Raw genomic sequence first — 26,580 nt, forward strand, 5'->3', positions numbered from 1 at the left:
CCCCCCGGGGGGGGGGGCCCCCCCCCCCCCCGCGCGGGCCCCCCCCCCCCCCCCCCCCCCCCCCCCCCGCGGCGGCCCCCCCCCCCCCCCCCCCCCCCCCCCGGCGCGTTTCAGGCCACGTTGACTCTCTGTCCGGGCGGGGCCGCCTCCAGCCAGGCGAGGAAGCCGGTCAGCGCGTCCTCGCTCATCGCGAGTTCCAGGCGGGTGCCGCGGTGGGTGCAGGCGAGGATGACGGCGTCGGAGAGCAGGGCCAGCTCCTCCTCGCCCTCGGGGAGGCGGCGGCCGGCCACCTCGATCCGGTCGCGTTCCAGGACCCGGCGGGGGCGGTAGGCGTAGGAGAAGACGCGGTACCACTCGACGCTGTCGCCGTTGTAGCGGGCGACACCGTAGCTCCAGCCCTTGCCGCTGGTGTCCGTCTTCTCGGGGACGTCCCAGCGCAGCGAACAGTCGAAGGTGCCGCCGGAGCGCTGGATCAGTCTGCGGCGCAGGCCGAAGAGGAAGAGTCCCACCACCACCAGCGCGACCACGATTCCGGCCACAGTCAGAGCGAGGACCATCGGCACCGACCTCCCCGTCTCCTAGGTAATGGAACGTAAAAAGACCCAGATCTACCTCAGCCGCGGCTGGGTCCGGAGTGGCTCCGGTCCCAGCCGCGGCTGAGTTACGTCAACGCATACGCGCAGTCTGTCAGCGCGCGGTCGCCGCCCGCAGACGGACGTCGGCGCGCCGCTCGGCAGTGGCGTCGCCCTCCGCCTTCGCGCGCTCCAGCTCACGCTCCTCGCGCTGGACGTCGATCTCGTCCGACAGCTCGGCGGTCTCGGCCAGCAGCGAGAGCTTGTTGTCCGCGAACGAGATGAAACCGCCGTGCACCGCGGCGACGACCGTTCCACCATCACTCGTACGGATGGTCACCGGGCCCGACTCCAGCACACCGAGCAGCGGCTGGTGACCGGGCATGACGCCGATGTCGCCGGACGTGGTGCGCGCGACGACCAGGGTGGCCTCGCCGGACCAGACCTGGCGGTCCGCGGCGACGAGCTCGACGTGCAGCTCAGCAGCCAAGGGTGGCTCCTCGGGTCACCACCCGGCAGGGGCGCCGGGTGTTGGGGTCAATTCTAGTAGGCGTGCGTGAGGGGGCGGGACGCGCCCGCCCCCTCACACGAAGAACACAATGAGTTCGGAGGAACTCACGGGGTTCAGGAGACGCCCAGCTCCTTGGCGTTGGCCTTGAGGTCCTCCAGGCCACCGCACATGAAGAACGCCTGCTCCGGGAAGTGGTCGTACTCGCCGTCGCAGATCGCGTTGAAGGCCGCGATCGACTCGTCCAGCGGGACGTCCGAACCGTCGACGCCGGTGAACTGCTTGGCGACGTGGGTGTTCTGGGACAGGAAGCGCTCCACGCGACGGGCACGGTGGACGACGAGCTTGTCCTCCTCGCCGAGCTCGTCGATACCGAGGATCGCGATGATGTCCTGCAGGTCCTTGTACTTCTGCAGGATCGTCTTCACGCGCATGGCCGCGTTGTAGTGGTCCGCCGCGATGTAGCGGGGGTCCAGGATCCGGGACGTCGAGTCCAGCGGGTCCACGGCCGGGTAGATGCCCTTCTCGGAGATCGGACGGGACAGAACCGTCGTCGCGTCGAGGTGGGCGAAGGTGGTGGCCGGGGCCGGGTCGGTCAGGTCGTCCGCGGGAACGTAGATCGCCTGCATCGAGGTGATCGAGTGACCACGGGTCGAGGTGATGCGCTCCTGGAGGAGACCCATCTCGTCGGCCAGGTTCGGCTGGTAGCCCACCGCGGAGGGCATGCGGCCGAGCAGCGTGGAGACCTCGGAACCGGCCTGCGTGAAGCGGAAGATGTTGTCGATGAAGAACAGCACGTCCTGCTTCTGGACGTCACGGAAGTACTCGGCCATGGTGAGGCCGGCCAGCGCGACGCGCAGACGGGTGCCCGGGGGCTCGTCCATCTGACCGAAGACGAGGGCGGTCTTGTCGATGACGCCCGAGTCGGTCATCTCCTCGATGAGGTCGTTGCCCTCACGGGTGCGCTCACCGACACCGGCGAACACGGAGACACCGTCGTGGTTGTTGGCGACACGGTAGATCATCTCCTGGATGAGCACCGTCTTGCCGACGCCGGCGCCGCCGAACAGGCCGATCTTGCCGCCCTTGACGTACGGGGTGAGCAGGTCGATGACCTTGACGCCGGTCTCGAACATCTCGGTCTTCGACTCGAGCTCGTCGAAGTTCGGGGCCTTGCGGTGGATGCCCCAGCGCTCGCCCTCGTACTGCTCGTCGACGTTCAGCACCTCACCGAGGGTGTTGAACACCTTGCCCTTGGTGAAGTCGCCGACCGGCACCGTGATCGAGTTGCCGGTGTCGGTGACCGGGGCCTGGCGGACCAGACCGTCGGTGGGCTGCATGGAGATGGTGCGGACCAGGCCGTCGCCCAGGTGCTGGGCGACCTCCAGGGTCAGGATCTTCTTCTCGCCCGCGTTCGCCGGGTCGGCGACCTCGACGTGCAGGGCGTTGTAGATCTCCGGCATCGCGTCGACGGGGAACTCCACGTCGACGACCGGGCCGATGACCCGGGCGACGCGGCCCGTAGCCGTCGCGGTCTCAACAGTGGTGGTCATTATCGGTCACTCCCCGCGGTCGCGTCGGCCAGGGCGCTGGCGCCACCGACGATCTCGCTGATTTCCTGGGTGATTTCGGCCTGGCGGGCCGCGTTGGCAAGACGGGAGAGCGTGTTGATCAGCTCGCCCGCGTTGTCGGTGGCCGACTTCATCGCGCGCCGCGTGGCGGCGTGCTTCGAAGCGGCCGACTGGAGCAGCGCGTTGTAGATGCGGCTCTCCACGTAGCGCGGCAGCAGGGCGTCGAGGACGTCCTCCGCCGAGGGCTCGAAGTCGTACAGCGGGAGGATCTCGTCGCCCTTGGCGGCGCTCTCCTCCGCGACCTCTTCGAGACTCAGCGGCAGCAGCCGGTCGTCGAGCGCCGTCTGGGTCATCATCGACACGAACTCGGTGTAGACGATGTGGAGCTCGTCCACACCGCCGTCCTCGGTCGGCGTCTCGATGGCCTCGATCAGCGGCGCCGCCACCTTCTTGGCGTCCGCGTACGACGGCTCGTCGGTGAAGCCCGTGAACGACTCCGCGATCTTGCGCTCACGGAAGTTGTAGTGGGCGACACCGCGGCGGCCGACGATGTACGTGTCGACCTCCTTGCCCTCGCGCTCCAGGCGCTCGGTCAGCTGCTCCGCCGCCTTGATGGCGTTGGAGTTGAAGGCACCGGCCAGACCGCGGTCGCTCGTCAGGAGCAGGACCGCGGCACGGACCGGGTTCTCCGCCTCCGTGGTGAGCGGGTGCTTGGTGTTCGACCCCGTACCGACCGCCGTGACCGCGCGCGTGAGCTCGGTCGCGTACGGCGTGGAGGCCGCCACCTTGCGCTGCGCCTTGACGACGCGCGAGGCGGCGATCATCTCCATCGCCTTGGTGATCTTCTTGGTCGCGCTGACGGATCGGATGCGACGCTTGTAGACCCGGAGCTGGGCTCCCATGAGTCAGGTCCCTTCCTTACGTCACTTGGCGGCAGCGGCAGGAGTGTCCTCGCCGAGCAGCTTGCCGTCGCTCGTCTCGAACTGCTTCTTGAACTCCGCGATCGCGTCCGCGACGGCCGTGAGGGTGTCGTCGGACATCTTGCCGCCCTCGCGGATGGAGGCCAGCAGACCCGACTCCTTGCGGTGCAGGTAGTCGAGGAGCTCGCGCTCGAAGCGGCGGATGTCGGCGACCGGCACCTCGTCCATCTTGCCGGTGGTGCCGGCCCAGACGGAGACGACCTGGTCCTCGGTGGACATCGGCTGGTACTGGTCCTGCTTGAGCAGCTCGACCATGCGCTGACCGCGCTCCAGCTGCGACTTCGACGCGGCGTCCAGGTCGGAACCGAAGGCGGCGAACGCCTCCAGCTCACGGAACTGAGCGAGGTCCACGCGGAGCCGGCCCGAAACCTGCTTCATCGCCTTGTGCTGCGCGGAACCACCGACTCGGGAGACGGAGATACCGACGTTCAGCGCGGGGCGCTGACCGGCGTTGAAGAGGTCCGACTCCAGGAAGCACTGGCCGTCGGTGATGGAGATGACGTTGGTCGGGATGAACGCCGAGACGTCGTTGGCCTTGGTCTCGACGATCGGCAGACCGGTCATCGAGCCGGCACCCATGTCGTCGGAGAGCTTGGCGCAGCGCTCAAGGAGACGGGAGTGCAGGTAGAAGACGTCACCCGGGTAGGCCTCACGGCCCGGCGGGCGGCGCAGCAGCAGCGACACGGCGCGGTAGGCGTCGGCCTGCTTCGACAGGTCGTCGAAGATGATCAGGACGTGCTTGCCGGCGTACATCCAGTGCTGGCCGATGGCCGAGCCGGTGTACGGCGCCAGGTACTTGAAGCCGGCCGGGTCGGACGCCGGGGCGGCGACGATGGTCGTGTACTCCAGCGCGCCGTTCTCCTCGAGCGCGCGGCGGACCGACGCGATGGTGGAGCCCTTCTGGCCGATGGCGACGTAGATGCAGCGGACCTGCTTCTTCGGGTCGCCCGAGCGCCAGTTGTCGCGCTGGTTGATGATGGTGTCGACGGCCAGGGCGGTCTTGCCGGTCTGGCGGTCGCCGATGATCAGCTGACGCTGGCCGCGGCCGACCGGGGTCATCGCGTCGACGGCCTTGTAGCCGGTCTCCATCGGCTCGTGCACCGACTTGCGCTGCATGACCGTGGGGGCCTGCAGTTCGAGGGCGCGGCGGCCGTCGGTCTCGATCTCGCCGAGGCCGTCGATCGGGTTGCCGAGCGGGTCGACGACGCGGCCGAGGTAGCCCTCGCCGACCGCGACGGAGAGGACCTCACCGGTGCGCTGCACCGGCTGACCCTCCTCGATGCCGCTGAACTCACCGAGGACGATGGCGCCGATCTCGCGCTCTTCCAGGTTCAGCGCGAGGCCGAGGGTGCCGTCCTCGAACTTCAGCAGTTCGTTGGCCATGGCCGAGGGCAGACCCTCGACCTTCGCGATGCCGTCGCCGGCAAGGGTGACCGTACCGACCTCCTCGCGCGAGGCCGCGTCCGGCTTGTACGACTGGACGAAGTTCTCCAGCGCGTCCCGGATCTCCTCCGGCCGGATCGTGAGCTCCGCCATCTGGGTTCCCTGCTCTCCTTGTTGGGCCCGAAGTTTCACTTGGGGGGTCTGGGGGCGACCCCCAGGATTCTTCTTGTACGGCCCAACCAGGGCCGTCGTGAGTACGTACTGCTCTTCTCGTGTACCGGGGTGCTAGCTCGCCATGCGGCGGGCCGCGTCCTCCAGCCGGTCCGCGATGGAACCGTTGATGACCTCGTCACCGACCTGCACCCGGATCCCGCCGACGACCGCGGGGTCGACGTCGAGGTTGAGGTGCATCGTGCGGCCGTAGAGCTTCGCGAGGGCGGCGCCCAGGCGTCGCTTCTGCGGCTCGCTCAGCGGAACCGCCGAGGTGACGACGGCGACGACGCGGTTGCGGCGCTCCGCGGCCAGCTTCGACAGGGCCTCCAGGCCCGCCTCCAGGCTACGTCCCCGCGGCGCGGTCACAAGGCGCGTGACCAGACGCTCGGTGACCGGCTTGGCGCGGCCGCCGAGCAGCCGGTGCAGCAGCTCGGTCTTCGCGGCGGCACCGGCCTTGCGGTCGGTGAGCGCGGCGCGCAGCTCGGTGTTCGAGGAGACGATCCGGCCGAACCGGAACAGCTCGTCCTCGGCGTCGTCCAGCGTGCCGGACTTCTCCGCGGCGGTGAGGTCGGCGGTGTTCGCCAGCTCCTCCAACGCGTCCACCAGGTCGCGGGGCTGCGACCAGCGGGACCGGACCAGGCCGGACACCAGGTCGGCGGTGGTCTCGGAGACCTGGCCGCCGATCAGGCGCCGGACCAGCTCGGCCTTGGCCTCGCCGGCCTGTGCCGGGTCGGTGAGGACCCGGCGCAGGCCGCCCTCGCGGTCGAGCAGCGCGGTGACGGCCGCCAGCTCGTCGGCGAGCCGCGTCGCGTCCGCGGACGTGGAGTCCGTCAGCGCGTCGAGACGCTCACGTGCGGCTGCCAGGGCCTCGCGGCTCGCTCCGTTCATCGCGCCGCCTCGGCCTTCTCCTCAAGCTCGTCGAGGAAGCGGTCGATCACGCGGCTCTGCCGGGCGTGGTCCTCGAGGGACTCGCCGACCAGCTTGCCGGCCAGGTCGGTGGCCAGGTGGCCGACGTCCTGACGGAGCGCCTGCGCGGCGGACTTGCGGTCGGCCTCGATCTGGGCGTGACCGGCGGCGACGATCTCCTCACGCTGCCGCTGGCCCTCGGCGCGCATCTCGGCGATGAGCGTGGCGCCCTGCTCCTGAGCCTCCTGGCGCAGGCGCGCGGCCTCGTGCCGGGCCTCGGCCAGCTGCGCCTTGTACTGCTCGAGGACGCTCTGGGCCTCGGTCTGCGCGGCCTCGGCCTTCTCGATACCGCCCTCGATCGCCTCGCGGCGCTGCTCCAGAACCTTGTTGATGTTCGGAAGGAGCTTCTTGGCGAGGAAGCCGAAGACGATGACGAAGGCGATGAGGCCGATGACGAGCTCTGGGACCGGCGGGATGAGAGGGTTTTCGGGCTTCTCCGCCGCCAGCTGAACCAAGAGGCTCATATCAGTGCCTTTCGTCTAATGGTGCGCGACGGTCGGGTCAGGAGGTCGGGTAGACGAACGGCATGACCAGACCGATCAGGGCGAGCGCCTCACAGAAGGCGAAGCCGAGGATCTGGTTGGCGCGGATCAGGCCGGCAGCCTCGGGCTGACGGGCGAGCGCCTGCGTGCCGTTGCCGAAGATGATGCCGATGCCGACGCCCGGGCCGATCGCGGCGAGGCCGTAACCGATCGAGCCGAGGTTGCCCTTGATCTGGGTGGCGGCGAGGGTGGCCTGCGCAAGAGCGGACATGCCGGTTCTTCCTTCTCTTTCAAGGACCGGTGGGGGTTGGCCACCGGATGACTGGGTGGTGGTTGGGACGGCTCAGTGGTGCTCGGCGAGCGCGCCCTGGATGTAGCTGCAGGTCAGCAGTACGAAGACGTACGCCTGGACAGCCTGGATGAAGAGCTCGAAGGCGGTCATCACGAGGACCATGACGAACGAGACACCGGAGTAGGCGATGCCGATGCCGTTCAGCATGTACCAGCTGGCGATCGTGAAGAGCAGCAGCAGGGTGTGCCCGGCGAACATGTTCGCGAAGAGTCGTACGGCGTGGGTGAACGGCCGGACGATGAGGTTCGAGAAGAACTCGATCGTCATGGACAGCGGCAGCACCGCGCCCAGCGTCTTGTCGTAGCCGGTGACGTTCTTGAAGAAGCCGACGAAGCCCTGGCGCTTGAAGGTGAGCGCGACCCAGGTGATGTAGACGATGCCGGCCAGGGCCGCGGGGTACGAGATGATCGCGGTGACCGGGAACTGGGCGACCGGGATGATCGACCAGAGGTTCATCATCCAGATGAAGAAGAACAGCGAGACGACGAACGGAACGTACTTCTCGCCTTCCTTCTTGCCGATGGTCTCGTAGACCACTCCGCGCCGGACGAAGTCGTAGCCGGTCTCGGCGATCATCTGGAGCTTGCCCGGGACGACCTTCGGCTTGGCGAAGGCGGCCCAGAAGAAGCCCACGATGATGATCGACCCGAGCAGCGCCAGCAGCATCGTCTTGTTGAAGTACAGGTTGCTGTCCGCGTCGCCGAAGATCGGCTTGAACAGGAACGAGTGGAGGCCCGGAGCCGGGAAGCCACACCCGTCGAACAGGTGACAGCTCGTGTCGAAAGCGAGCGTCTGCGTCGGGTCAGCACTCACCGCGGGCTCCTTCATCGTGGCGCATGGGTACGGCAACCTCGTTGTGTCGGCGCGGCGCGGGGCCGCGGTTCGGCACGGGACTGGTGTAACGGATGTGGGGGCGGCTGGGGGGCATCTCGCCTCGCGATTGAGCAGGCGGCAGCTCAGATGCCCGCGCCCGCGATGCCGCAGTTGGCACCGGACGATAGCAGCATCTCTCGTGCGCCTTTATCCCGGCCCTACCTCTCACGAGGAATGCCCGGTCTTCTCGGCCTTGTCGGCCTTGTCGGGTTCGACGTAGAGGATCTTGGCCTTCATGTGGGCACGGGTCTGTGCGGTGATCCACGTGAGCGTGGCGACCACCAGCACGATGGCGAAGGCCCGGGGATTGAACAGCGTCGTGTTCTTGAACACGGCCATGAAGATGATCAGCAGCAGCAGCTGGGCCGCGTAGAGCATCAGGCCCATCATCTGGAACAGCTGGGGATACGACTTCGCGGTGCGCTGCAGGACGTAGAGACCGATCCCCATGAAGAGGATCACGATCACCGTCGCGACGAGCGCCCCGATCGCCCCCTTGCCGCCCGCGACCACCCCGCTGACGACGGCGGCGAGCACGCCGACGGCAGCCGTTGGTACGGCGGCCTGGGCCAGGTTCCGGGCGTCATTGGACGGCATGGCGGCAACTCCGCTTTCACAGGGGGGCAGGTGTCGTCATGGACGAGCGTAGTCCCGGTCGGAGGGTCGAAGACCTCACGCTGACGGACCGTCGCAGTCGGGTCCTTCGACTCTGTCCGGGGTTCTCGTGAACCGTATCACAAACTATTTGATGAGGTCTTTACCTCGTAGGTGTGCTGACTGTCACACATGAGAGTGAACCTGCGCGTCTGAGCGGAAACCGTGCCGTTGTGTCTGGTATTGGGTGGCTTTGGTCCCCCACGACTTGGCAATGCTCTAGTCAGATTCTTACCTTGGCAGGGTCAGCGGGAGGTCTCGGAGGTGCGCCGGTCCAGGAAGCGCGAACGGGCGCCGAGGGCGGTCGCGCCGTTGACCGAGGCCGCGGCCGCGCCGTTCACCGAGGGCGCCGCCGAGCCGTTCACCGGGCCGTTCACCGGGGCCGCTCCGGCGGTCACCGGGGAGCGGTGCTCGTCGCCGGGCTTCTCCGGTTCCTCCGGCTCCTCCCCCACAACGCAGGACGCGACCTGGGCGGTTGCCGCCGCCGGCTCCTCGGCCGGCTGGACGGCCCCGCGGCGCCGGTAGCGGGGCGGCACGAAGGCCTGCGCCCAGATCGGGGCCCGCGGCGTGAACCGCGGCAGCAGGAGCAGCGCCAGGCCGACCGCGCTGAGGAACGCCACGCCGAGCACGATCCACATGGACGCCGAGTTCACCGAGTAGGCCAGCGTGCCGAAGCCGATCAGCGCCGACCAGAAGTACATGATCAGCACGGCCCGGCTGTGCGAGTGGCCGATCTCCAGCAGCCGGTGGTGCAGGTGGCCGCGGTCCGCCGCGAACGGCGACTGGCCGCGCCAGGTGCGCCGCACGATCGCCAGCACCAGGTCGGCGGCCGGCACCGCGATGATGGTCAGCGGCAGCAGCAGCGGGATGTAGACCGGCACCGTCTGGTGCACGGCGTTGCGCTCGGACCCGGCGAACAGGTTCATCACGTCCGGGTCGACCTGACCGGTGATCGAGATCGCGCCCGCGGCCAGCACCAGCCCGATCAGCATCGAGCCCGAGTCGCCCATGAAGATCCGCGCCGGATGGATGTTGTGCGGCAGGAAGCCCAGGCACATGCCCATCAGGATCGCGGCGAACAGCGTCGCCGGTGCGGCGGCCTCGATCCCGTACGAGTACCAGATTCGGTAGGCGTACAGGAAGAACGCCGCGGCCGCGATGCACACCATGCCGGAGGCCAGGCCGTCCAGGCCGTCGACGAAGTTCACCGCGTTGATCGTGATGACGACCAGCGCCACCGTCAGCAGCGTGCCCTGCCACGGCGTCAGGGCCACGTTGCCGACGCCCGGGACGGGCAGCCACAGGATCGTCAGACCCTGCATGACCATGACGCCCGCGGCGATCATCTGACCGCCCAGCTTGATCAGCGCGTCGATCTCGAACTTGTCGTCGAGCACACCGATCAGCCAGATCAGCGCCGCACCGGAGAGCAGCGCCCGCGGCTCGTTCGACTTCGCGAAGACCTCGTTGAGGTTGGACATGTGGTCGGCGACCAGCAGGCCCGCGCACAGGCCGAAGAACATCGCGATCCCGCCGAGCCGCGGAGTGGGCTCCCGGTGCACGTCACGTGCCCGGATCTCCGGCATGGCCCCTGCCACGATCGCGAACTTCCGTACCGGCCCTGTCAGCAGGTACGTCACCGCGGCCGTGATGCAGAGCGTCAGCAGGTATTCACGCACAGGCTTCCCCACATGTCTCGCTGGCCATCACAGCCCCACACCCTAGCGAGGGACGCATATGTATGGGGACTTCCGGGTAGCGACGATGGTTGCACGCAAGGCTGTGAGCCAGGCGTACGACCGGGTGCACGAGGCTGCGCTTACCCCGTCTCACCCGGGATACGGCGGAAATCTACCGGTGAGCTCACGCACCTCGTCACGCGCCCTGCCCGCGTCCGTGACACCGCTCACCACGCCCGCGAGCAACGCCGCGATCCGGGTCATTTCCGCCTCCCCCATGCCCTGCGTGGTGACGGCGGCGGTGCCCAGCCGCAGCCCCCGCGCGTCGCCGTGCGGCAGGGCGCAGCAGTCCAGCACGATCCCGGCGGCCGCGAGCCGCCCCCGGGCGGCCTTCCCCTCGGCCCCCAGCGGTGCGGTGTCGACCGTGATCAGATGCGTGTCCGTGCCCCCCGTCGTGACGACCAGCCCCGCCTCCGCCAGACCGGCCGCGAGAACCCTCGCATTGGCGACCACCTGATGGGCGTACGCCGTGAACGCCGGTGTTGCCGCCTCCCCGAACGCGACCGCCTTCGCGGCGATGGTGTGCATCTGCGCGCCGCCCTGCGTGAACGGGAACACGGCCCGGTCGAGCCGCTCGGCCAGCTCGGGGGCACCGCACAGCAGCATCCCGCCGCGCGGCCCGCGCAGCACCTTGTGCGTCGTCGCGCACACGACGTCGGCGTAGGGCACCGGGTTCGGCGCGGCACCGCCGGCGACGAGCCCGATGGGATGGGCGGCGTCGGCGATCAGATAGGCACCCACCTCGTCGGCGACCTCGCGGAAGAAGGCGTAGTCGACGTGGCGGGGGTAGGCGATGGACCCGCACACGATCGCCTTGGGCCGATGGCTGCGGGCCAGTGCCCGCACCTGGTCGTGGTCGATGAGCCCGCTCTCGGCGTCCACCCCGTACCCGACGAAGTCGAACCAGCGGCCGGAGAAGTTGGCCGGCGAGCCGTGCGTGAGATGACCGCCGTAGGGCAGCCCGAGAGCCAGCACCGTGTCCCCGGGCCGCAGCAGGGCGGCGTACGCGGCCAGTACGGCGGACGACCCCGAGTGGGACTGCACATTGGCGTGTGCGGCGCCGAACAGGGCCTTGGCCCGGTCGACGGCGAGCCGTTCGGCCATGTCCACGATCTCGCAGCCGCCGTGGTGCCGGGCGCCCGGATACCCCTCGGCGTACTTGTTGGCGAGCGGCGACCCCAGCGCCGCCAGCACGGCCGGGGAGGTGAAGTTCTCGGCGGCGATCAGCTGCAAGGACGTCGACTGCCGCGCGAGCTCGCCCAGCAGGATCTCGGCCAGCTCCGGATCCTGCCGCCGCAGCAGATCGCCCTCGAGGAGGGCAGGGGTGACCGACATGAGGGGCTCCGGGCGGTCGACGGTGACGTATGTCCAATGTAGGCCCGGTATGGGGTGGTCGCGCGGTTTACGCGTACGACCGTGGTTCCGGGAGTTTCGCCACCGGAGGGGTGGTAGCGGCCGGTCGCGCGGCTGCGGGTGCGTGGGGGTTGCTCACACAGTTCGCCGCGCCCCTTACGGGGCGCCGCACCACACGCGTCTTACGAGGCACTCCGCGCCGGTACCCCGGTCAGCGCCGTGACCACCGGATCCAGCGCCTCGTGTATCTCGTCGCCGATGGACTGGAAGAACGGCAGCGGGGCGCCGTACGGGTCGTAGACCTCGTCCGCCTCCGCCGTGGGTGCCAGCAGCCACCCGCGTAGCGCCGCCGCCGCACGGACCAGCGCACGTGCCCGGACGACCACGCCTTCCGACGTCGGCGGCAGGGTCGCCGGGTCTATCGCGCGGACCAGCCGGGTGAACTCCTTCAGCGTGAAGGTGCGCAGGCCCGCCGAGTGGCCCATGGAGATGACCTGGGCACGGTGGTCACGGGTGGCCGTGAGGACAAGGTCCGCGCGGATCACGTGCTCGTCGAGCAGTTCGCGGCCCACGAAACCGGAGGCGTCCGCGCCGAAGTCGGCGAGGACGGCCTCCGCGTTTGCTTCCATGGGCGCGCCCTCGTGGCCCCAGGTGCCCGCGCTCTCCACGACCAGCCCGCCGCCGAGGAAGGCGCCGAGCCGGTCCGTCACGAGATGGCGGGTCAGCCGCTCGGTGATCGGCGAGCGGCACACGTTGCCGGTGCTGACGTGGAGGATGCGGAAGCTGTCGCGCGGCAGCCCCACGAACGTCGTCGTGATCTCCGCCGCGCTTTCCCCGTTGCCTATGCCACGCCCCGCGTCAGGGGCTGTCAATTCGCCACCTCAAGGTCGGGTACGACCTTCCGCAGCTCCTCCGCCGAGATCGCGCCCGCGCGCAGCAGCAACGGAACTTCGCGGGTGACGTCGACGATCGACGAGGGGACGTTGCCGGGGGTCGGACCGCCGTCGAGGTACACGGAGACGGAGTCGCCGAGCATCTCCTGCGCGGCGTCACAGCTCTCCGGGGCCGGGTGGCCGGTGAGGTTGGCGGAGGAGACGGCCATCGGGCCGACCTCGGTGAGCAGCTCGATGGCGACCGGGTGGAGTGGCATGCGCACGGCGACCGTGCCCCGGGTGTCCCCCAGGTCCCACTGCAGGGACGGCTGGTGCCTGGCGACCAGCGTGAGGGCGCCCGGCCAGAACGCGTCGACCAGCTCCCAGGCCAGCTCGGAGAAGTCGGTGACGAGACCGTGCAGCGTGTTCGGGGACCCGATCAGCACGGGGGTGGGCATGTTGCGGCCCCGGCCCTTGGCGTCGAGGAGGTCGGCGACCGCCTCCGAGGTGAACGCGTCAGCGCCGATGCCGTACACCGTGTCGGTCGGCAGCACCACCAGTTCGCCCCGGCGGACGGCGGACGCGGCCTCGCGCAGACCCGTCACGCGGTCGGTCGCGTCATTGGTGTCGTATCGCCGTGCCATGTCTAGCGGGCCTCCTCGTACACGAAGTACACGTACGTCCGGGAATTCCGGGACTCCCGGGTCTGCCGGGAAACAGTCTGCGGGGTGCTCACGGCAGCGCCTTGCGGGCGGTCGCGAAGCGGGGGCGGTTGTTGAGGTCCGGGTGGTCGGCCGCGTCGGCCCAGCCCCGCTCCTCGGTGAAGATCCACGGCACCTGGCCGCCCTGGGTGTCGGCGTGCTCGATGACGACGACGCCGCCCGGGCGCAGCAGCCGGTGCGCGGTGCGTTCGATGCCCCGGATCAGGTCGAGGCCGTCCTCGCCGGAGAACAGGGCCAGCTCCGGGTCGTAGTCGCGGGCCTCGGGGGCGACGTACTCCCACTCGGTGAGCGGGATGTACGGAGGGTTGGAGATGACCAGGTCGACATGGCCGTCGAGGTCGTGGAAGGCGTCCAGGGCGTCGCCCTGGCGCAGGTCGACGCGGGAGCCCGCCATGTTCTTGCGGGTCCACTGGAGCGCCTCCTCGGACAGCTCCACGGCGTGCACGCGCGAGCGCGGGACCTCCTGGGCGAGGGCGAGCGCGATGGCGCCGGAACCGGTGCACAGGTCCACGATGCGGGGCTCGACCACGTCCATGGCGCGCACGGCGTCTATGGCCCAGCCGACGACGGACTCGGTCTCGGGACGCGGCACGAACACACCGGGACCCACCTGGAGTTCGAGGTACCGGAAATACGCCCGCCCGGTGATGTGCTGGAGCGGCTCGCGCTGCTCCCGGCGGGCGATGACCTCCCAGTAGCGGGCGTCGAAGTCGGAGTCCTTGACGGAGTGCAGCGCGCCCCGCTTCACGCCGTGCACGAACGCGGCGAGCTCCTCCGCGTCGTTGCGCGGCGAGGGCACGCCGGCGTCGGCCAGCCGCTGGGTGGCCTGGGCCACCTCCGCGAGCAGCAGGTTCACGCTGGTCCTCCGTGTCGTAACTCGTACGTGCGTACGGCCTTACGCGGCCGCGAGCTTGGCGGCCGAGTCCGCGTCGACGCAGGCCTGGATCACCGCGTCGAGGTCGCCGTCCAGGACCTGGTCCAGGTTGTACGCCTTGAAGCCCACGCGGTGGTCCGAGATGCGATTCTCCGGGAAGTTGTACGTGCGGATCTTCTCGGAGCGGTCGACGGTGCGGACCTGGCTGCGGCGGGCGTCGGCGGCCTCCTTCTCCGCCTCCTCCTGTGCCGCGGCGAGCAGCCTGGAGCGCAGGATACGCAAGGCCTGCTCCTTGTTCTGCAGCTGGCTCTTCTCGTTCTGGCAGGAGGCGACCACTCCGGTGGGGATGTGCGTGATGCGCACGGCGGAGTCGGTGGTGTTGACGGACTGTCCGCCGGGCCCGGAGGACCGGTAGACGTCGATCCGGAGGTCGTTCGGGTTGATCTCGACGTCGACCTCCTCCGCCTCCGGCGTGACGAGCACCCCGGCGGCCGAGGTGTGGATACGGCCCTGCGACTCGGTGGCCGGCACGCGTTGCACGCGGTGCACCCCGCCCTCGTACTTCAGCCGCGCCCAGACACCCTGGCCGGGCTCGGTCGCGCCGTTGCCGCCCTTGGTCTTCACGGCGACCTGGACGTCCTTGTAGCCGCCGAGTTCGGACTCGGTGGAGTCGATGATCTCGGCCTTCCAGCCGACGCGCTCGGCGTACCGGAGATACATGCGCAGGAGATCACCGGCGAACAGCGCGGACTCGTCTCCGCCCGCCCCGGCCTTGATCTCCAGGATGACGTCCTTGTCGTCGGACGGGTCCCTGGGGACGAGCAGCAGGCGCAGCTTCTCGGTGAGCTCGTCGCGCTGCTTGTCCAGCTCCTTGACCTCGGCGGCGAAGTCGGGGTCGTCGGCGGCCAGTTCACGCGCGGTCTCGATGTCGTCGCCGGTCTGCTTCCAGGAGCGGTACGTGGCGACGATCGGGGTGAGTTCGGCGTAGCGCTTGTTCAGCTTGCGCGCGTTGGCCTGGTCGGCGTGGACCGACGGGTCGGCGAGCTTCTTCTCCAGGTCTGCGTGCTCGACGACGAGTTCCTCGACGGCCTCGAACATTTTGGGCTCCTGATACTGCTACGGCGTGGGAAGGGAAGGCGGGCGACCAAAAACGCCGGTCCCGGGCACGCCCTCGTCGGGGCGTGACCGTGGACCGGCGATATGGGGCTCGCTACTTCTTGGAGCCGGCGGCAGCCTTGCCGAAGCGGGCCTCGAAGCGGGCCACACGGCCACCGGTGTCGAGGATCTTCTGCTTGCCCGTGTAGAACGGGTGGCACTCGGAGCAGACCTCGGCACGGATGGTGCCGCTGGTGATCGTGCTACGGGTGGTGAACGACGCGCCACAGGTGCAGCTGACCTGCGTCTCGACGTACTCGGGGTGGATCTCGCGCTTCAAGGTGTCTCCTAGATATCGGGAGGGCACCGGGTCGCTGCCGCGGGCTTGCGGGGCGTGAACCGGGGCCGACGTACCAGTCTGCCAGGGCTGGCCGTATCTCCCAAAACCGGGGGGCTTTGATCTTTATTCCGGGGCGGGGAGGAGGGTGCGCCTACGGGGGTGCCACGCTTTCGTCGTGTGCGAGTGCGGGTGGGTGGGGGCTGGTCGCGCAGTTCCCCGCGCCCCTTCGGGTGGGACCACTGCAGCTCCCCAAGGGGCGTGGGGAACTGCGCGCTCAGCCCTCACGACCCGCAGCCGGACTACGACGTCACGACCCCCTTGGCCTGCCCCGTCGCCGTCCCCTTCGTGGCGGACGCCGGGATCGGGCGGTCGTTCTTCAGGGCGTTCCAGACCAGCTTCGCCTTCGCCTTCGCCACGATCACCCGGTTCGGGTTCGACGGGTCGTACTCGACCGGCATCGTGACCATGTGCATGTTCTTGGAGTCGATGGACTTCAGGCCGTTCGCGAAGTCGATCAGGGAGTTCACCGAGCCGAGGTCGGAGTCGGTGGTGACCGTCTTCGTCGCGGTGTCGGCCAGGTCGTACAGCTTCTTGGGGCTGGTGAAGACGCCCACCTGCTTGACCTGGCTGATGAGGGCCTTCACGAACGCCTGCTGGAGCTGGATGCGGCCGAGGTCCGAGCCGTCGCCGACGCCGTGCCGGGTGCGGACGAGGCCGAGGGCCTGCTTGCCGTCGAGCGTGTGGGTGCCGGCCTTGAGGTCGAGGTGGCTCTCCCGGTCCTCGATGGTCTTCGTCGTGGTGACCCTGACGCCGCCGAGCTCGTCGATGAGCTTCCGGAAGCCGGAGAAGTCGACCTCCAGGTAGTGGTCCATCCGGATGCCGGTCATCGACTCGACGGTCTTGACCGCACAGGCCGCGCCGCCCGTGGAGTACGCGGAGTTGAACATCACGCCGGTCGCGGCTGAGTGGGTGGTGCCCTTCGCGTCGGTGCAGGAGGGGCGGTCGATCAGGGTGTCCCGGGGGACGGAGACCACGGCTGCCTTCTTGTGGCCCTCGTAGACGTGGACGATCATCGCCGTGTCGGAGCGGGCACTGCCGTCGTCCGCGCCGCCGCCGAGCTTCCTGTTGGCGCCGGAACGCGTGTCCGAGCCCAGGACCAGGATGTTCTCGGAACCGTTGTCGACCTTGGCGGGCCGGTCGGAGCCGAGCATCTGGTTGATGTCGACGGTCTTGAGGTTGCCGTTGAGCTTGAAGTACAGGTAGCCGAGGCCTGCGCCGCCGAGGACCAGGATGCCGGTCGCCGTCCAGGCCGTGACGCGCAGCGCCCTGCGGCCGGTACCGGGCGGCTTGCGACGGCGGCCCTTGCCACGGCGGTCCATGGCGGTCGTACCGGACTCGGGTATGTGCGGCCCTGACGTGCTCTCGGCGGACATGGGCTCCTCTGTTCTCGTACGACTGGTCGGTTACCCCCTGCTTTCAGGGTCAGGCCCGGCGTACCAGGATCATCGGCGCGTACCGGACCATCGTCGCTCCGCCTGGTCAGACGGCGAAACTCGGGAAAGGGTTGCACGACGCAGTGTGCCCACCGCGTGGAGCGATGGGCACACCGAGTGATCGGGGGTCACCGGGCAAGTGGGGCGAAACCCCGCTCACCAGCCATGTCAGCCGAAGATGTCGTACTGCTGGAAACCGGTACCGAGCGACTTCCTTGTGCCGAAGATCTCACTGGTCGCCTTGCCGGTACCCGGGTAGAGGTACAGCGTGCCGCCGGTCGTCCGGGCCAGGAAGTCGGCCTTGCCGTCACCGGTCAGGTCGCCGACCGCGGCGAGGGTGTTGAAGCCGGTCCAGCCGGAGCGGACCTTCACCCTGGCCGAGAAGAGGCCGGTGCCGGACTTGCCGGTGCCCTTGTAGAGGTACAGGTCGCCGCCGCTGCTCTTGCGGGCCAGCAGGTCGGCCTTGCCGTCGCCGTTGAAGTCACCGAAGCCGCGCAGCTGGTTGTACTGGCTCCAGCCGCCGCCGATCCGGACCGGGGCGGCGAAGGTGCCGTTGCCCTTGCCCGGGTACAGCCACAGCACGCCGCCGGAGTCCTCGGACAGCACGTCGGGCCGGTAGTCGCCGGTGAGGTCACCGGGGATGACGATGGCCTTGCGGGTCTTCCAGTTGGTGAAGATCTTCGTCTTGACCCAGGAGCCCTTGGTCTGGTCGCTGTTCAGCACGACGTGATCCCAGTAGACGTCACCGCTGGAGGCCAGCCGGTAGACGAGGTCCTGGTAGCCGTCGCGGTCGAGGTCGGCCTGGAGGATGACGTTGACGCCGCTGAAGTCGCCCCAGGAGAAGCGGGAGGCCAGCGAGGTGCCCTTGGAGTCCAGCTCGTAGCCGACCTTGGTCGACGACTTGCGGGCGAACAGGTCGGCCTTGCCGTCGTTGAGGCGGTGGAACTGGCTCAGATTGGTGTCGGTGATCTGTGCGTAGGCGGCACCGACATAGGTGCTGACCTTCGTGAAGACGCTGTAGGAGCCCTTCACGACGCAGTCGACGCCGTTCTCCGTGACCCCCCAGGAGACCACGCCGACGATCCGGCCGCCAACGACCAGCGGGCCGCCGGAGTCGCCGTTGCAGGTGGCGGTGGAGCCGGTGTCGGAGCCGGTGGCGGGCTTGCCGGCGCAGACCATGTGGGTCTTGGTGTAGAGGCTGCCGAAGTAGCGCGAGCAGGTGGTGTCGGACTGTATCGGCAGGGTGGCGGTCTTCAGCGTCTCGGAGATGTCGTCCGAGGTGGAGCTGGTGCGGCCCCAGCCGTAGACCTTGGCGCTGGTGCCGGCCCGGTAGGAGGCCGTGTCGGTGCTGGTCGTCAGCTTGATCGGCGTGGCCTTGACCGGCTTGGCCAGGGTGAGCACGGCGATGTCGTTGTTGATGGTCGTCGGGCTGAACGAGGGGTGGTTCCACTGACGCGCCACGCGGGTGACCGTACCGCCGTGCAGATCGGTGCCGTCGGGCAGGCTCGCGGTGCCGGTGACGACGTAGCCTTTGGCCGCCCAGTTGTAGGCCTTGCCGTGCTCGTCCTTGACGCAGTGCGCGGCGGTGAGGATCTTCGTCGGCGAGACGACCGTGCCGCCGCAGAAGAAACTGATGTCGGTGCCGTCGTACCAGAGCTGGGCCATCCAGGGTGCCGACGCGATGGTGGCCGTGCCGCCACCGATGATCTTCGGCGAGACGGCGGAACCGCTGCGCGACGGCTTCGTCGTGGTGTCCTTGCTCTGGACGGCGGCGACGGCGTCGGCGACACCCTGCCTCAGCGTGGCCTGCGACGTCGTGCTGACGGCCGGCTTGACCGTGGGCACCGGCTGGGTGGCCGCGCCGGCGGAGGTCGAGATCAGTGCGGCCGTGACGGCGGCGGCGATTCCGGCCGCGGCGACGGGCAGCGCGAAACGTATCGGGCGTCTGTGGCGACCGCTCCCGGACGTGGGTGTGCCCACCTAAGTCCCCCCTCGGGCTCAGGAATTCGTCAATCCGGCAATTGACCGAAGGGCGGGATCGTACATCAGGGAAGGAAACGCAAAGGGCCGCCCCGCAGGACGCAGGGGCGGCGCCTTGCCGTGCTCCGGGAAGATCGGGGCTACGTGTCCGTGGAGCCGTCGCTCACCGCGCCGACATGCCGAACCGCAGCCCGGCAGCCGGGAGGCCACCGGTGCCCGGTGCGTAGGTGATGACCGGCTGTGCCGTGCCTCCGGTCACGTAAGGACATACCGATGTCGTCCACCCTGACCACGACGGCACGACCGGCGTCGGCCTCGGCCGCCCCGCCGTAGGTGAGGTCCTCTGCCGGGACGCCGATGCCGATGCAAGGGGAACTTGTCGCCCGCCTCCAGAGTTCCGGGGACCCCGAACTGCCCTGGACCGGCGACCGGTTGACGCGGCCGCGCAGAGAGAAGACGGCACCTGCGGCCGTCTTGCCGTCGATGTCCTCCCGGGGACTCCGATGACCAGGTACGGCTCCTGGTCGAGCGTGAGGCCGGCGGCGACGGCGGCGCCCGTGCGGGCGACGGTCTTTCCGCTGCTCGTCGCGCAGCGTGCTCCTCGGCCGTCGGGTTCCCTTCCGGACCCGCCGGCCACGAACCGACCGGTCCGGAAGCGAAGCAGCGCCTCGTCCCCGGCGAGACTCCCCCACCGAACCGATCGAGCCCGGCGCCCCCACGGAGGCGCAGTTGAGCGACCGAGACCGGTGTGCGAGCGTCCGGCACGAACAGCGCATCGTCCAGGCGCTGCAGGCGGTCTTGCAACCCACCTTCGCCACGGTCCGCAGGACCTTGAACAGCCTCGGCCACATCGACGAGCGCAGGGCGGCCGACTCTGCGAGGCGGGTACGGCGGCGGGCGCGCGAACGAATGTCACCCCGTGCATGGCTCCCGCCACCGGATCGTTCGCGGTCAGGAAGCCGTTGTCCGACGGGACGTGATCGCCCACCTTCCGCAGCGACCGGTTCTCGGCCGCGCCGGTGAACCGGAGACCGCTTCGCGCGAGTGGAGCCCGGCGCCGCCTGCGGGGCCTAGGTACACGGACGCTCGGCCCCGTAGTGCTCGCCTCCCGGACGATCCGCCGGCACGGGATGAGCTCGACCCGGTCCGGCAACACCGATCAAGATGAGCCCGCCCACGTTCGCCGCTCCCGCGGCCGTCCCCTTCACCTCGGCAAAGTGGAGGTGAAGCAGCCGGATTGATCCGACTGGAATCACCGCCTGCTGCGGACCGGTGCCGTTCCGGGCACCACAACACAAAAGGGCCGTCCTCCGCGGCTTGCGGGGGACGGCCCTTTTCTCTGTTCTACGACAGCGCTCAGTCGCCGTTGCCGGGCGTCGGCGTCGTCTTCTGAATCTGCATCAGGAACTCGGCGTTCGACTTCGTCTGCTTCATCTTGTCGAGCAGCAGCTCGACCGCCTGCTGCTGGTCGAGCGCGTGCAGCACCCGGCGCAGCTTCCAGACGATGGCGAGCTCGTCGCTGGCGAGCAGGATCTCTTCCTTACGGGTGCCGGACGCGTCGACGTCCACCGCCGGGAAGATGCGCTTGTCGGCGAGCTTCCGGTCGAGCTTGAGCTCCGCGTTGCCGGTGCCCTTGAACTCCTCGAAGATCACCTCGTCCATGCGGGACCCGGTGTCCACCAGGGCGGTGGCGAGGATGGTCAGCGAGCCGCCGTCCTCGATGTTGCGGGCCGCACCGAAGAAGCGCTTCGGCGGGTACAGGGCGGTCGAGTCGACACCACCGGACAGGATGCGGCCGGAGGCCGGGGCGGCGAGGTTGTACGCACGGCCCAGACGCGTGATCGAGTCGAGCAGCACGACGACGTCGTGGCCCAGCTCCACCAGACGCTTGGCGCGCTCGATGGCGAGCTCGGCGACCGTGGTGTGGTCCTCGGCCGGGCGGTCGAAGGTCGAGGAGATGACCTCGCCCTTGACCGACCGCTGCATGTCGGTGACCTCTTCCGGACGCTCGTCGACGAGGACGACCATCAGGTGGCACTCGGGGTTGTTATGGGTGATCGCGTTGGCGATCGCCTGCATGATCATGGTCTTGCCGGTCTTCGGCGGGGCCACGATCAGACCGCGCTGGCCCTTACCGATCGGCGACACGAGGTCGATGATGCGGGTGGTCAGCACGCCCGGGTCCGTCTCCAGGCGGAGGCGGTCCTGCGGGTAGAGCGGGGTCAGCTTGTTGAACTCCGGGCGGCCGCGGCCGTGTTCGGGCGCCATGCCGTTGACGGAGTCGAGGCGGACCAGCGCGTTGAACTTCTCGCGCCGCTCGCCCTCCTTGGGCTGGCGGACCGCGCCGGTGATGTGGTCGCCCTTGCGCAGGCCGTTCTTGCGGACCTGGGCGAGGGAGACGTACACGTCGTTCGGGCCGGGCAGGTAGCCGGAGGTCCGGATGAACGCGTAGTTGTCGAGGATGTCCAGGATGCCCGCGACGGGGATCAGGACGTCGTCCTCGGCGAGCTGCGGCTCGGCGCCGCCGATCTCGTCACGGCCACGACGGCCACGGCGGTCGCGGTAGCGGCCGCGACGGCCACGGCGTCCGCCGTCGAAGTCGTCGTCGTCCTGCGGGCCCGCGCCCCGGTCCTGACGGCCGCCACCCTGCTGCTGCGGCTGCTGCTGACGGTCCTGCCGGTCCTGGCGGTCCGAACGGTCCTGACGGCCGCCCTGGCCGCCGCCCTGCTGCTCGTCGCCCTTGTTGCGCCGGTCGCGGTCACGGCCGCGGTCACGGCGGTCGCGGCGGCCACGCCCGTCCTCGCCGGCGTCGGCCCGGGCGTCGCCCTGCTGCTGCGACTGCGCGGGCGTCTCCGCCTTCGGCTCGGTCCGCGCCTCGGCGGCGACGGTCTCGGCGCCGGTGGCGGTGGGGCTGCCTGCCTCGGCGGTGGCCCGGCGACGGCGGCGCTCGGCCGGGGCTTCGTCCCCGTCGCGCTCGGCCTCGCCCGCGCGGCCGGCCGGCTGGCCGGGGATCTCGATCTGCTGCTGGGCCACGGCCTTCTCGGCGGGGGCCTCGGCGGCGTGCTCCGCCTTCTTCTCGACGGCCTCGTCGCCCGTGCGGGCCTTGGAGGTGGCACGGCGCTTCGGCTTGGTCTCGGTGGCGGCATCGGCCTTGGCGGGGGCTCCGCCTCCGGCCTGCGCCTCCTTGATGACCTCGATCAGCTGGCTCTTGCGCATCCGCGCGGTGCCCCTGATGCCGAGGCCGGATGCGACCTGCTGAAGCTCGGCCAGCACCATGCCCTCGAGGCCGGTACCGCGGCGCCGCCGGGAGCCGGCACCGGAGGCAGGCGCGGAGGCGTCCGTGGCGGGCGCGGCAGCGGTCTCCTCGACACGTGCGCCCATCAGATCGGTGGTGTCGCTCACGAAGGGTCCTTCCCTGGAGCGGACGTCGGCCTGTCTGGCTCGGCGACCGGTTGTGCTGTCCGGCTTTCGGTCCTTGCTTGTGTGGACCGTGCCGGGGCGGTGGTCCGCCAATGCGGCGGAAGAAATATCTGGTGACGGCGCTTCCGACGAGCCGTGGCACCCGGTGTCACGTGGCGTCGTCGCACCTGTTCCGGAGCGTGCCCAGCGGCCCTCTCAGTGCCCGGGTACGGCGTACTGCCCAGGTACGTCATACAGAACGCTGAATGGCTTGGGAGACTCCCGGAAGAATGTCTGTCCCGAAGGGGGACACGATGCACCTCGCCATGGTGGGGTCGGGTGCAGACTTGAGGTTAACACTACCGGATCCAACAAACATTCCCCCTCTCCAAATCCGGCAATCGTGCGCGTCACATGTCGCTGGAGGGTGCGAGCGGAAGCACGCTCGCTCCCTGAAGGTCGAGGTCGAGCCGGTTGGCGGCCCAGTCGGCACCGGCCAGGGCCTGCACCTTTTCGGCGCTGCCGGCGTCGGCGAGCGCCATCACGGTGGGTCCGGCGCCGGAGATCACGGCCGGGATGCCGTCGGCGCGCAGCCGCTCCACCAGCGCCGCGCTCTCCGGCATCGCGGGGGCGCGGTACTCCTGGTGCAGACGGTCCTCGGTGGCGGGCAGCAGCAGCTCGGGGCGCCGGGTGAGGGCCTCGACGAGCAGGGCGGCACGGCCCGCGTTGGCGGCGGCGTCGACGTGCGGCACGGTGCGCGGGAGCAGTCCGCGCGCGGTCTCGGTCAGGACCGGCTTCCCGGGCACGAAAACCACCGGAACGATGGAATGGTTGGGCTCCATCCTGATCGCCCGGGCGGCGCCGGACTCCATCCAGGAGAGCGTGAAGCCGCCGAGCAGGCAGGCCGCGACGTTGTCGGGGTGGCCCTCGATCTCGGTCGCGAGCTCAAGGAGGGCCGCGTCGTCGAGTCTGGCCTCGCCGCCTATGGTCACGGCACGCGCGGCGACGATGCCGGCGCAGATGGCGGCGGAAGAGGAGCCGAGGCCGCGGCCGTGCGGGATGCGGTTGGCGCACACGATCTCCAGGCCACGGGGCTGTCCGCCCAGCAGGTCGAAGGCGGTGCGCAGGGAGCGTACGAGAAGGTGGCTCTCGTCACGCGGCAGCGTCTCGCTGCCCTCCCCCGCGATGTCGATGTGCAGCCCGGAGTCGGCCACCCGGACGACGACGTCGTCGTAGAGCCCCAGCGCGAGGCCCAGGGCGTCGAAGCCCGGGCCGATGTTGGCGCTGGTGGCGGGGACGCGCACCCGGACGGCGGCGGCGCGGAACGCTGGACCGGCCATCGCTCGATGACTCTCCTTGAGCTGCGTGATGGTCGAATGACATTCGATAGGTACGTGGGGGACCCTCGGGCCGTGGAGACGGCGCGGCACCGCGCCATATGCGGAGGCATATGCAGCGGGCGGGTTCGGTACAGCCTATCGAAGGAAGGTTCTGTGGCGACATAGGGCGCACAGGAGGCGCACGATGCGTGTCGTAAGCCCCCTGTGCCCCCTCCGTAGGGAGTTCCCTGTCCGGGACGCCACAGGGTGTCGGCCGGTTGCCCGGCCAGGGTGTGCCGGTTGCCCGGCCAAGGTTGCTCGAACGTTTCTCGAGTACCCCTTGAGCCGGGCTCTAGGCGAGCCCGAGCCGCTCGGCCGCGGCGGCCGCGTCGACCGGCACGGTGACCGGCTGCGGGGCGCCCGCGACGGCCCAGTCGGGGTCCTTCAGCCCGTTGCCGGTGACCGTGCAGACGATGCGCTGGCCGGGGTCGACCTTGCCCTGCTCGGCGGCCTTGAGCAGACCGGCGACGGACGCGGCGGAGGCGGGCTCCACGAAGACGCCCTCCTGAGCGGCCAACAGCCGGTAGGCGCGCAGGATCTCACGGTCCGTCACCTCGTCGATGAGGCCCTCGGACTCGTCCCGGGCCGCGAGCGCGAACTGCCAGGAGGCGGGGTTGCCGATGCGGATCGCGGTGGCGATGGTCGAGGGGTCCTTGACGATCTCGCCGCGCACGATCGGAGCGCTGCCGGAGGCCTGGAAACCCCACATGCGGGGCATCCCGGTGGAGATGCCGTCCCCGGCGTACTCCTTGTACCCCTTCCAGTACGCGGTGATGTTGCCCGCGTTGCCGACCGGCAGGACGTGGATGTCGGGGGCGTCGCCGAGCATGTCCACGATCTCGAAGGCGGCCGTCTTCTGGCCCTCGATACGCACCGGGTTGACCGAATTGACCAGCGCCACCGGGTAGTTCTCGCTCAGCTTGCGGGCGAGGGTGAGGCAGTCGTCGAAGTTGCCGTCGACCTGGAGGATCCTTGCGCCGTGCACGAGGGCCTGGCCCATCTTGCCGAGCGCGATCTTCCCCTGCGGCACGAGCACGGCGGAGACCATGCCCGCGCGCACGGCGTACGCGGCGGCGGAGGCGGAGGTGTTGCCGGTGGAGGCGCAGATCACAGCCTGCGCGCCCTCCTCCTTGGCCTTGCTGATGGCCATGGTCATCCCGCGGTCCTTGAAGGACCCGGTCGGGTTCGCGCCCTCCACCTTCAGGTGGACCTCGCAGCCCGTGCGCTCGGAGAGCACCTGCGCGGGCACGAGGGGCGTGCCGCCCTCGCGGAGCGTCACGACCGGCGTGGTGTCGGAGACGGGCAGCCGGTCCCGGTACTCCTCGATGATTCCGCGCCACTGGTGGGTCATTGCTGGTTACTCTCCTTCAACCCGCATGATGCTGGCGACACCCCGCACGGTGTCGAGCTTGCGCAGCGCCTCGACGGTCCCGGACAGGGAGGCGTCGGAGGCCCGGTGGGTGACGACGACGAGGGAGGCCTCGCCGTCCTTGCCCTGCTGGCGAACCGTATCGATGGAAACCCCGCCCTCGGCGAACACGGTGGCAACCTGGGCGAGAACGCCCGGTTTGTCGGCGACGTCGAGGCTGATGTGGTAGCGCGTGACGACATCGCCCATGGGCGACACGCGCAGGGCGGCGTACGCCGACTCGCCGGGCCCCGTTGCCCCGCTGAGCCGGTTGCGGCAGACGGCGACGAGGTCGCCGAGGACCGCGGAGGCGGTCGGGGAGCCACCGGCGCCGGGACCGTAGAACATGAGCTGTCCGCTCGCGTCGGACTCCACGAAGACGGCGTTGTAGGCGCCGCGCACGGAGGCGAGCGGGTGGGTCAGCGGAATCATGGCGGGGTGTACACGGGCCGTCACCGAACCGCCGTCCTCGGCGCGCTCGCAGATGGCGAGCAGCTTGATGGTGCAGCCCATGTTCTTGGCGGAGGCGAAGTCGGCGGCGGTGACCTCGGTCATGCCCTCGCGGTAGACGTCGTCGAGCCGGACCCGGGAGTGGAAGGCGATGCCGGCGAGGATGGCGGCCTTGGCGGCGGCGTCGAAGCCCTCGACGTCGGCGGTGGGGTCGGCCTCGGCGTATCCCAGCGCGGTGGCCTCGTCGAGGGCCTCCTGGTAACCCGCCCCCGTGGAGTCCATCTTGTCGAGGATGAAGTTGGTGGTGCCGTTGACGATGCCGAGCACCCGGTTGACCTTGTCGCCGGCCAGGGACTCGCGCAGCGGGCGGATCAGCGGGATGGCTCCGGCGACGGCGGCCTCGTAGTAGAGGTCCTTGCCGTGCTGTTCGGCGACCGCGTGCAGGGCGGCGCCGTCCTGGGCGAGCAGGGCCTTGTTGGCCGACACGACCGACGCGCCGTGCTCGAAGGCGGCGGTGATGAGGGTGCGGGCGGGTTCGATCCCGCCGATGACCTCCACCACGACGTCGATGTCGCCGCGTTTGACGAGGGCGGTGGCGTCGGTGGTGACCAGGTCGGGGTCGATGCCCTCGCGGACCTTGGAGGGCCGTCGTACGGCGACACCGGCGAGTTCGATCGGCGCGCCGATCCGCTGGGCGAGGTCGTCGGCGTGCGTCGTCATGATGCGCGCCACCTCTGAGCCGACTACCCCACAGCCCAGCAGCGCCACCTTCAGCGGACGCGTACGCATCATCCGACCTCGTTTCCTCATACCGTCTACGGTTGGACCAGTCTCACTCACCGGACGGGAGTTTCTACCCTTCGTCCGGATCGTGAGACATCTATTTCATTGTGTGGGGATGGCAGACAGGAGATCTTCCTCC

Annotated in this window: 23 protein-coding genes; all 23 read right to left on the reverse strand. The window is 69.5% G+C overall.

The features are described from left to right. Positions 1-110: 110 nt before the first annotated feature. The 23 genes from ACFY0P_RS43455 to ACFY0P_RS43565 all read right to left on the reverse strand — a co-directional run bounded on the left by ACFY0P_RS43455 (position 111) and on the right by ACFY0P_RS43565 (position 26,447). Positions 111-557 (reverse strand): DUF2550 domain-containing protein, encoded by a 447-nt coding sequence (locus ACFY0P_RS43455; RefSeq protein WP_388926919.1) that lies wholly within the window; start codon positions 555-557, stop codon positions 111-113. Positions 558-687: 130 nt separating this feature from the next. After that, complete coding sequence (locus ACFY0P_RS43460; protein WP_181805896.1) at positions 688-1,062, reverse strand: F0F1 ATP synthase subunit epsilon; 375 nt, start codon at positions 1,060-1,062, stop codon at positions 688-690. A gap of 134 nt (positions 1,063-1,196) precedes the next feature. Next, complete coding sequence (gene atpD, locus ACFY0P_RS43465) at positions 1,197-2,633, reverse strand: F0F1 ATP synthase subunit beta (RefSeq protein ID WP_388926922.1); 1,437 nt, start codon at positions 2,631-2,633, stop codon at positions 1,197-1,199. Further along, the gene (locus ACFY0P_RS43470; protein ID WP_388926925.1) at positions 2,633-3,553 is read right to left on the reverse strand and encodes a F0F1 ATP synthase subunit gamma; all 921 of its coding nucleotides are present in this window, start codon (positions 3,551-3,553) and stop codon (positions 2,633-2,635) included. The genes atpD and ACFY0P_RS43470 overlap by 1 nt, the downstream gene beginning before the upstream one ends. 21 nt (positions 3,554-3,574) lie before the next feature. Next, positions 3,575-5,167: a F0F1 ATP synthase subunit alpha gene (gene atpA / locus ACFY0P_RS43475; RefSeq protein ID WP_388926928.1), complete on the reverse strand. Its 1,593-nt coding sequence runs from the start codon at positions 5,165-5,167 to the stop codon at positions 3,575-3,577. A gap of 132 nt (positions 5,168-5,299) precedes the next feature. Continuing rightward, positions 5,300-6,115 (reverse strand): F0F1 ATP synthase subunit delta, encoded by an 816-nt coding sequence (locus tag ACFY0P_RS43480; RefSeq protein ID WP_388926931.1) that lies wholly within the window; start codon positions 6,113-6,115, stop codon positions 5,300-5,302. After that, positions 6,112-6,657, reverse strand: coding sequence for a F0F1 ATP synthase subunit B (locus tag ACFY0P_RS43485; RefSeq protein ID WP_384556546.1), 546 nt, complete (start codon positions 6,655-6,657; stop codon positions 6,112-6,114). The genes ACFY0P_RS43480 and ACFY0P_RS43485 overlap by 4 nt, the downstream gene beginning before the upstream one ends. Positions 6,658-6,694: 37 nt before the next feature. After that, positions 6,695-6,946 (reverse strand): ATP synthase F0 subunit C, encoded by a 252-nt coding sequence (gene atpE / locus ACFY0P_RS43490; RefSeq protein WP_093499060.1) that lies wholly within the window; start codon positions 6,944-6,946, stop codon positions 6,695-6,697. A 72-nt stretch (positions 6,947-7,018) separates the two neighbouring features. Then, positions 7,019-7,855, reverse strand: a complete 837-nt coding sequence (gene atpB / locus ACFY0P_RS43495) for a F0F1 ATP synthase subunit A (protein ID WP_388926935.1) — start codon at positions 7,853-7,855, stop codon at positions 7,019-7,021. A 210-nt stretch (positions 7,856-8,065) separates the two neighbouring features. Then, a complete protein-coding gene (locus ACFY0P_RS43500) occupies positions 8,066-8,497 on the reverse strand; it encodes a hypothetical protein (protein ID WP_388926938.1) in 432 nt (143 codons plus the stop codon). A 302-nt stretch (positions 8,498-8,799) separates the two neighbouring features. After that, positions 8,800-10,233 carry an MraY family glycosyltransferase gene (locus ACFY0P_RS43505; RefSeq protein ID WP_388926941.1) on the reverse strand — a complete coding sequence of 478 codons (1,434 nt, stop codon included), beginning with the start codon at positions 10,231-10,233 and terminating at the stop codon, positions 8,800-8,802. Positions 10,234-10,383: 150 nt separating this feature from the next. Further along, a complete protein-coding gene (glyA, locus tag ACFY0P_RS43510; protein WP_388926944.1) occupies positions 10,384-11,628 on the reverse strand; it encodes a serine hydroxymethyltransferase in 1,245 nt (414 codons plus the stop codon). Positions 11,629-11,828: 200 nt separating this feature from the next. Further along, positions 11,829-12,518 carry a protein-tyrosine-phosphatase gene (locus ACFY0P_RS43515; RefSeq protein ID WP_388926947.1) on the reverse strand — a complete coding sequence of 230 codons (690 nt, stop codon included), beginning with the start codon at positions 12,516-12,518 and terminating at the stop codon, positions 11,829-11,831. Continuing rightward, positions 12,515-13,162, reverse strand: a complete 648-nt coding sequence (locus tag ACFY0P_RS43520) for an L-threonylcarbamoyladenylate synthase (RefSeq protein ID WP_388926950.1) — start codon at positions 13,160-13,162, stop codon at positions 12,515-12,517. Before ACFY0P_RS43520 ends, ACFY0P_RS43515 begins: the two co-directional genes overlap by 4 nt. A gap of 88 nt (positions 13,163-13,250) precedes the next feature. Next, a complete protein-coding gene (prmC, locus tag ACFY0P_RS43525) occupies positions 13,251-14,096 on the reverse strand; it encodes a peptide chain release factor N(5)-glutamine methyltransferase (protein WP_388926953.1) in 846 nt (281 codons plus the stop codon). Positions 14,097-14,135: 39 nt separating this feature from the next. Beyond that, positions 14,136-15,212, reverse strand: coding sequence for a peptide chain release factor 1 (gene prfA / locus ACFY0P_RS43530; protein WP_388926956.1), 1,077 nt, complete (start codon positions 15,210-15,212; stop codon positions 14,136-14,138). 112 nt (positions 15,213-15,324) lie between these two features. Further along, the gene (gene rpmE / locus ACFY0P_RS43535; protein WP_030049623.1) at positions 15,325-15,549 is read right to left on the reverse strand and encodes a 50S ribosomal protein L31; all 225 of its coding nucleotides are present in this window, start codon (positions 15,547-15,549) and stop codon (positions 15,325-15,327) included. 299 nt (positions 15,550-15,848) lie between these two features. Next, a complete protein-coding gene (locus ACFY0P_RS43540; protein WP_388926959.1) occupies positions 15,849-16,982 on the reverse strand; it encodes an LCP family protein in 1,134 nt (377 codons plus the stop codon). A gap of 228 nt (positions 16,983-17,210) precedes the next feature. Then, positions 17,211-19,022, reverse strand: coding sequence for a trypsin-like serine protease (locus ACFY0P_RS43545; protein ID WP_388926962.1), 1,812 nt, complete (start codon positions 19,020-19,022; stop codon positions 17,211-17,213). Positions 19,023-20,378: 1,356 nt separating this feature from the next. Beyond that, positions 20,379-22,424 (reverse strand): transcription termination factor Rho, encoded by a 2,046-nt coding sequence (gene rho, locus ACFY0P_RS43550; RefSeq protein WP_388926965.1) that lies wholly within the window; start codon positions 22,422-22,424, stop codon positions 20,379-20,381. Between the two features lie 407 nt (positions 22,425-22,831). Beyond that, positions 22,832-23,761, reverse strand: coding sequence for a homoserine kinase (gene thrB / locus ACFY0P_RS43555; RefSeq protein ID WP_388926968.1), 930 nt, complete (start codon positions 23,759-23,761; stop codon positions 22,832-22,834). Between the two features lie 331 nt (positions 23,762-24,092). Further along, on the reverse strand, positions 24,093-25,151 hold the full coding sequence (thrC, locus tag ACFY0P_RS43560) for a threonine synthase (RefSeq protein ID WP_388926971.1): 1,059 nt from the start codon (positions 25,149-25,151) through the stop codon (positions 24,093-24,095). A gap of 6 nt (positions 25,152-25,157) precedes the next feature. Further along, on the reverse strand, positions 25,158-26,447 hold the full coding sequence (locus ACFY0P_RS43565; protein ID WP_388927095.1) for a homoserine dehydrogenase: 1,290 nt from the start codon (positions 26,445-26,447) through the stop codon (positions 25,158-25,160). Positions 26,448-26,580 lie beyond the last annotated feature (133 nt).

The sequence above is a fragment of the Streptomyces sp. NPDC001714 genome (assembly GCF_042892755.1).
Classification (GTDB): Bacteria; Actinomycetota; Actinomycetes; order Streptomycetales; family Streptomycetaceae; genus Streptomyces.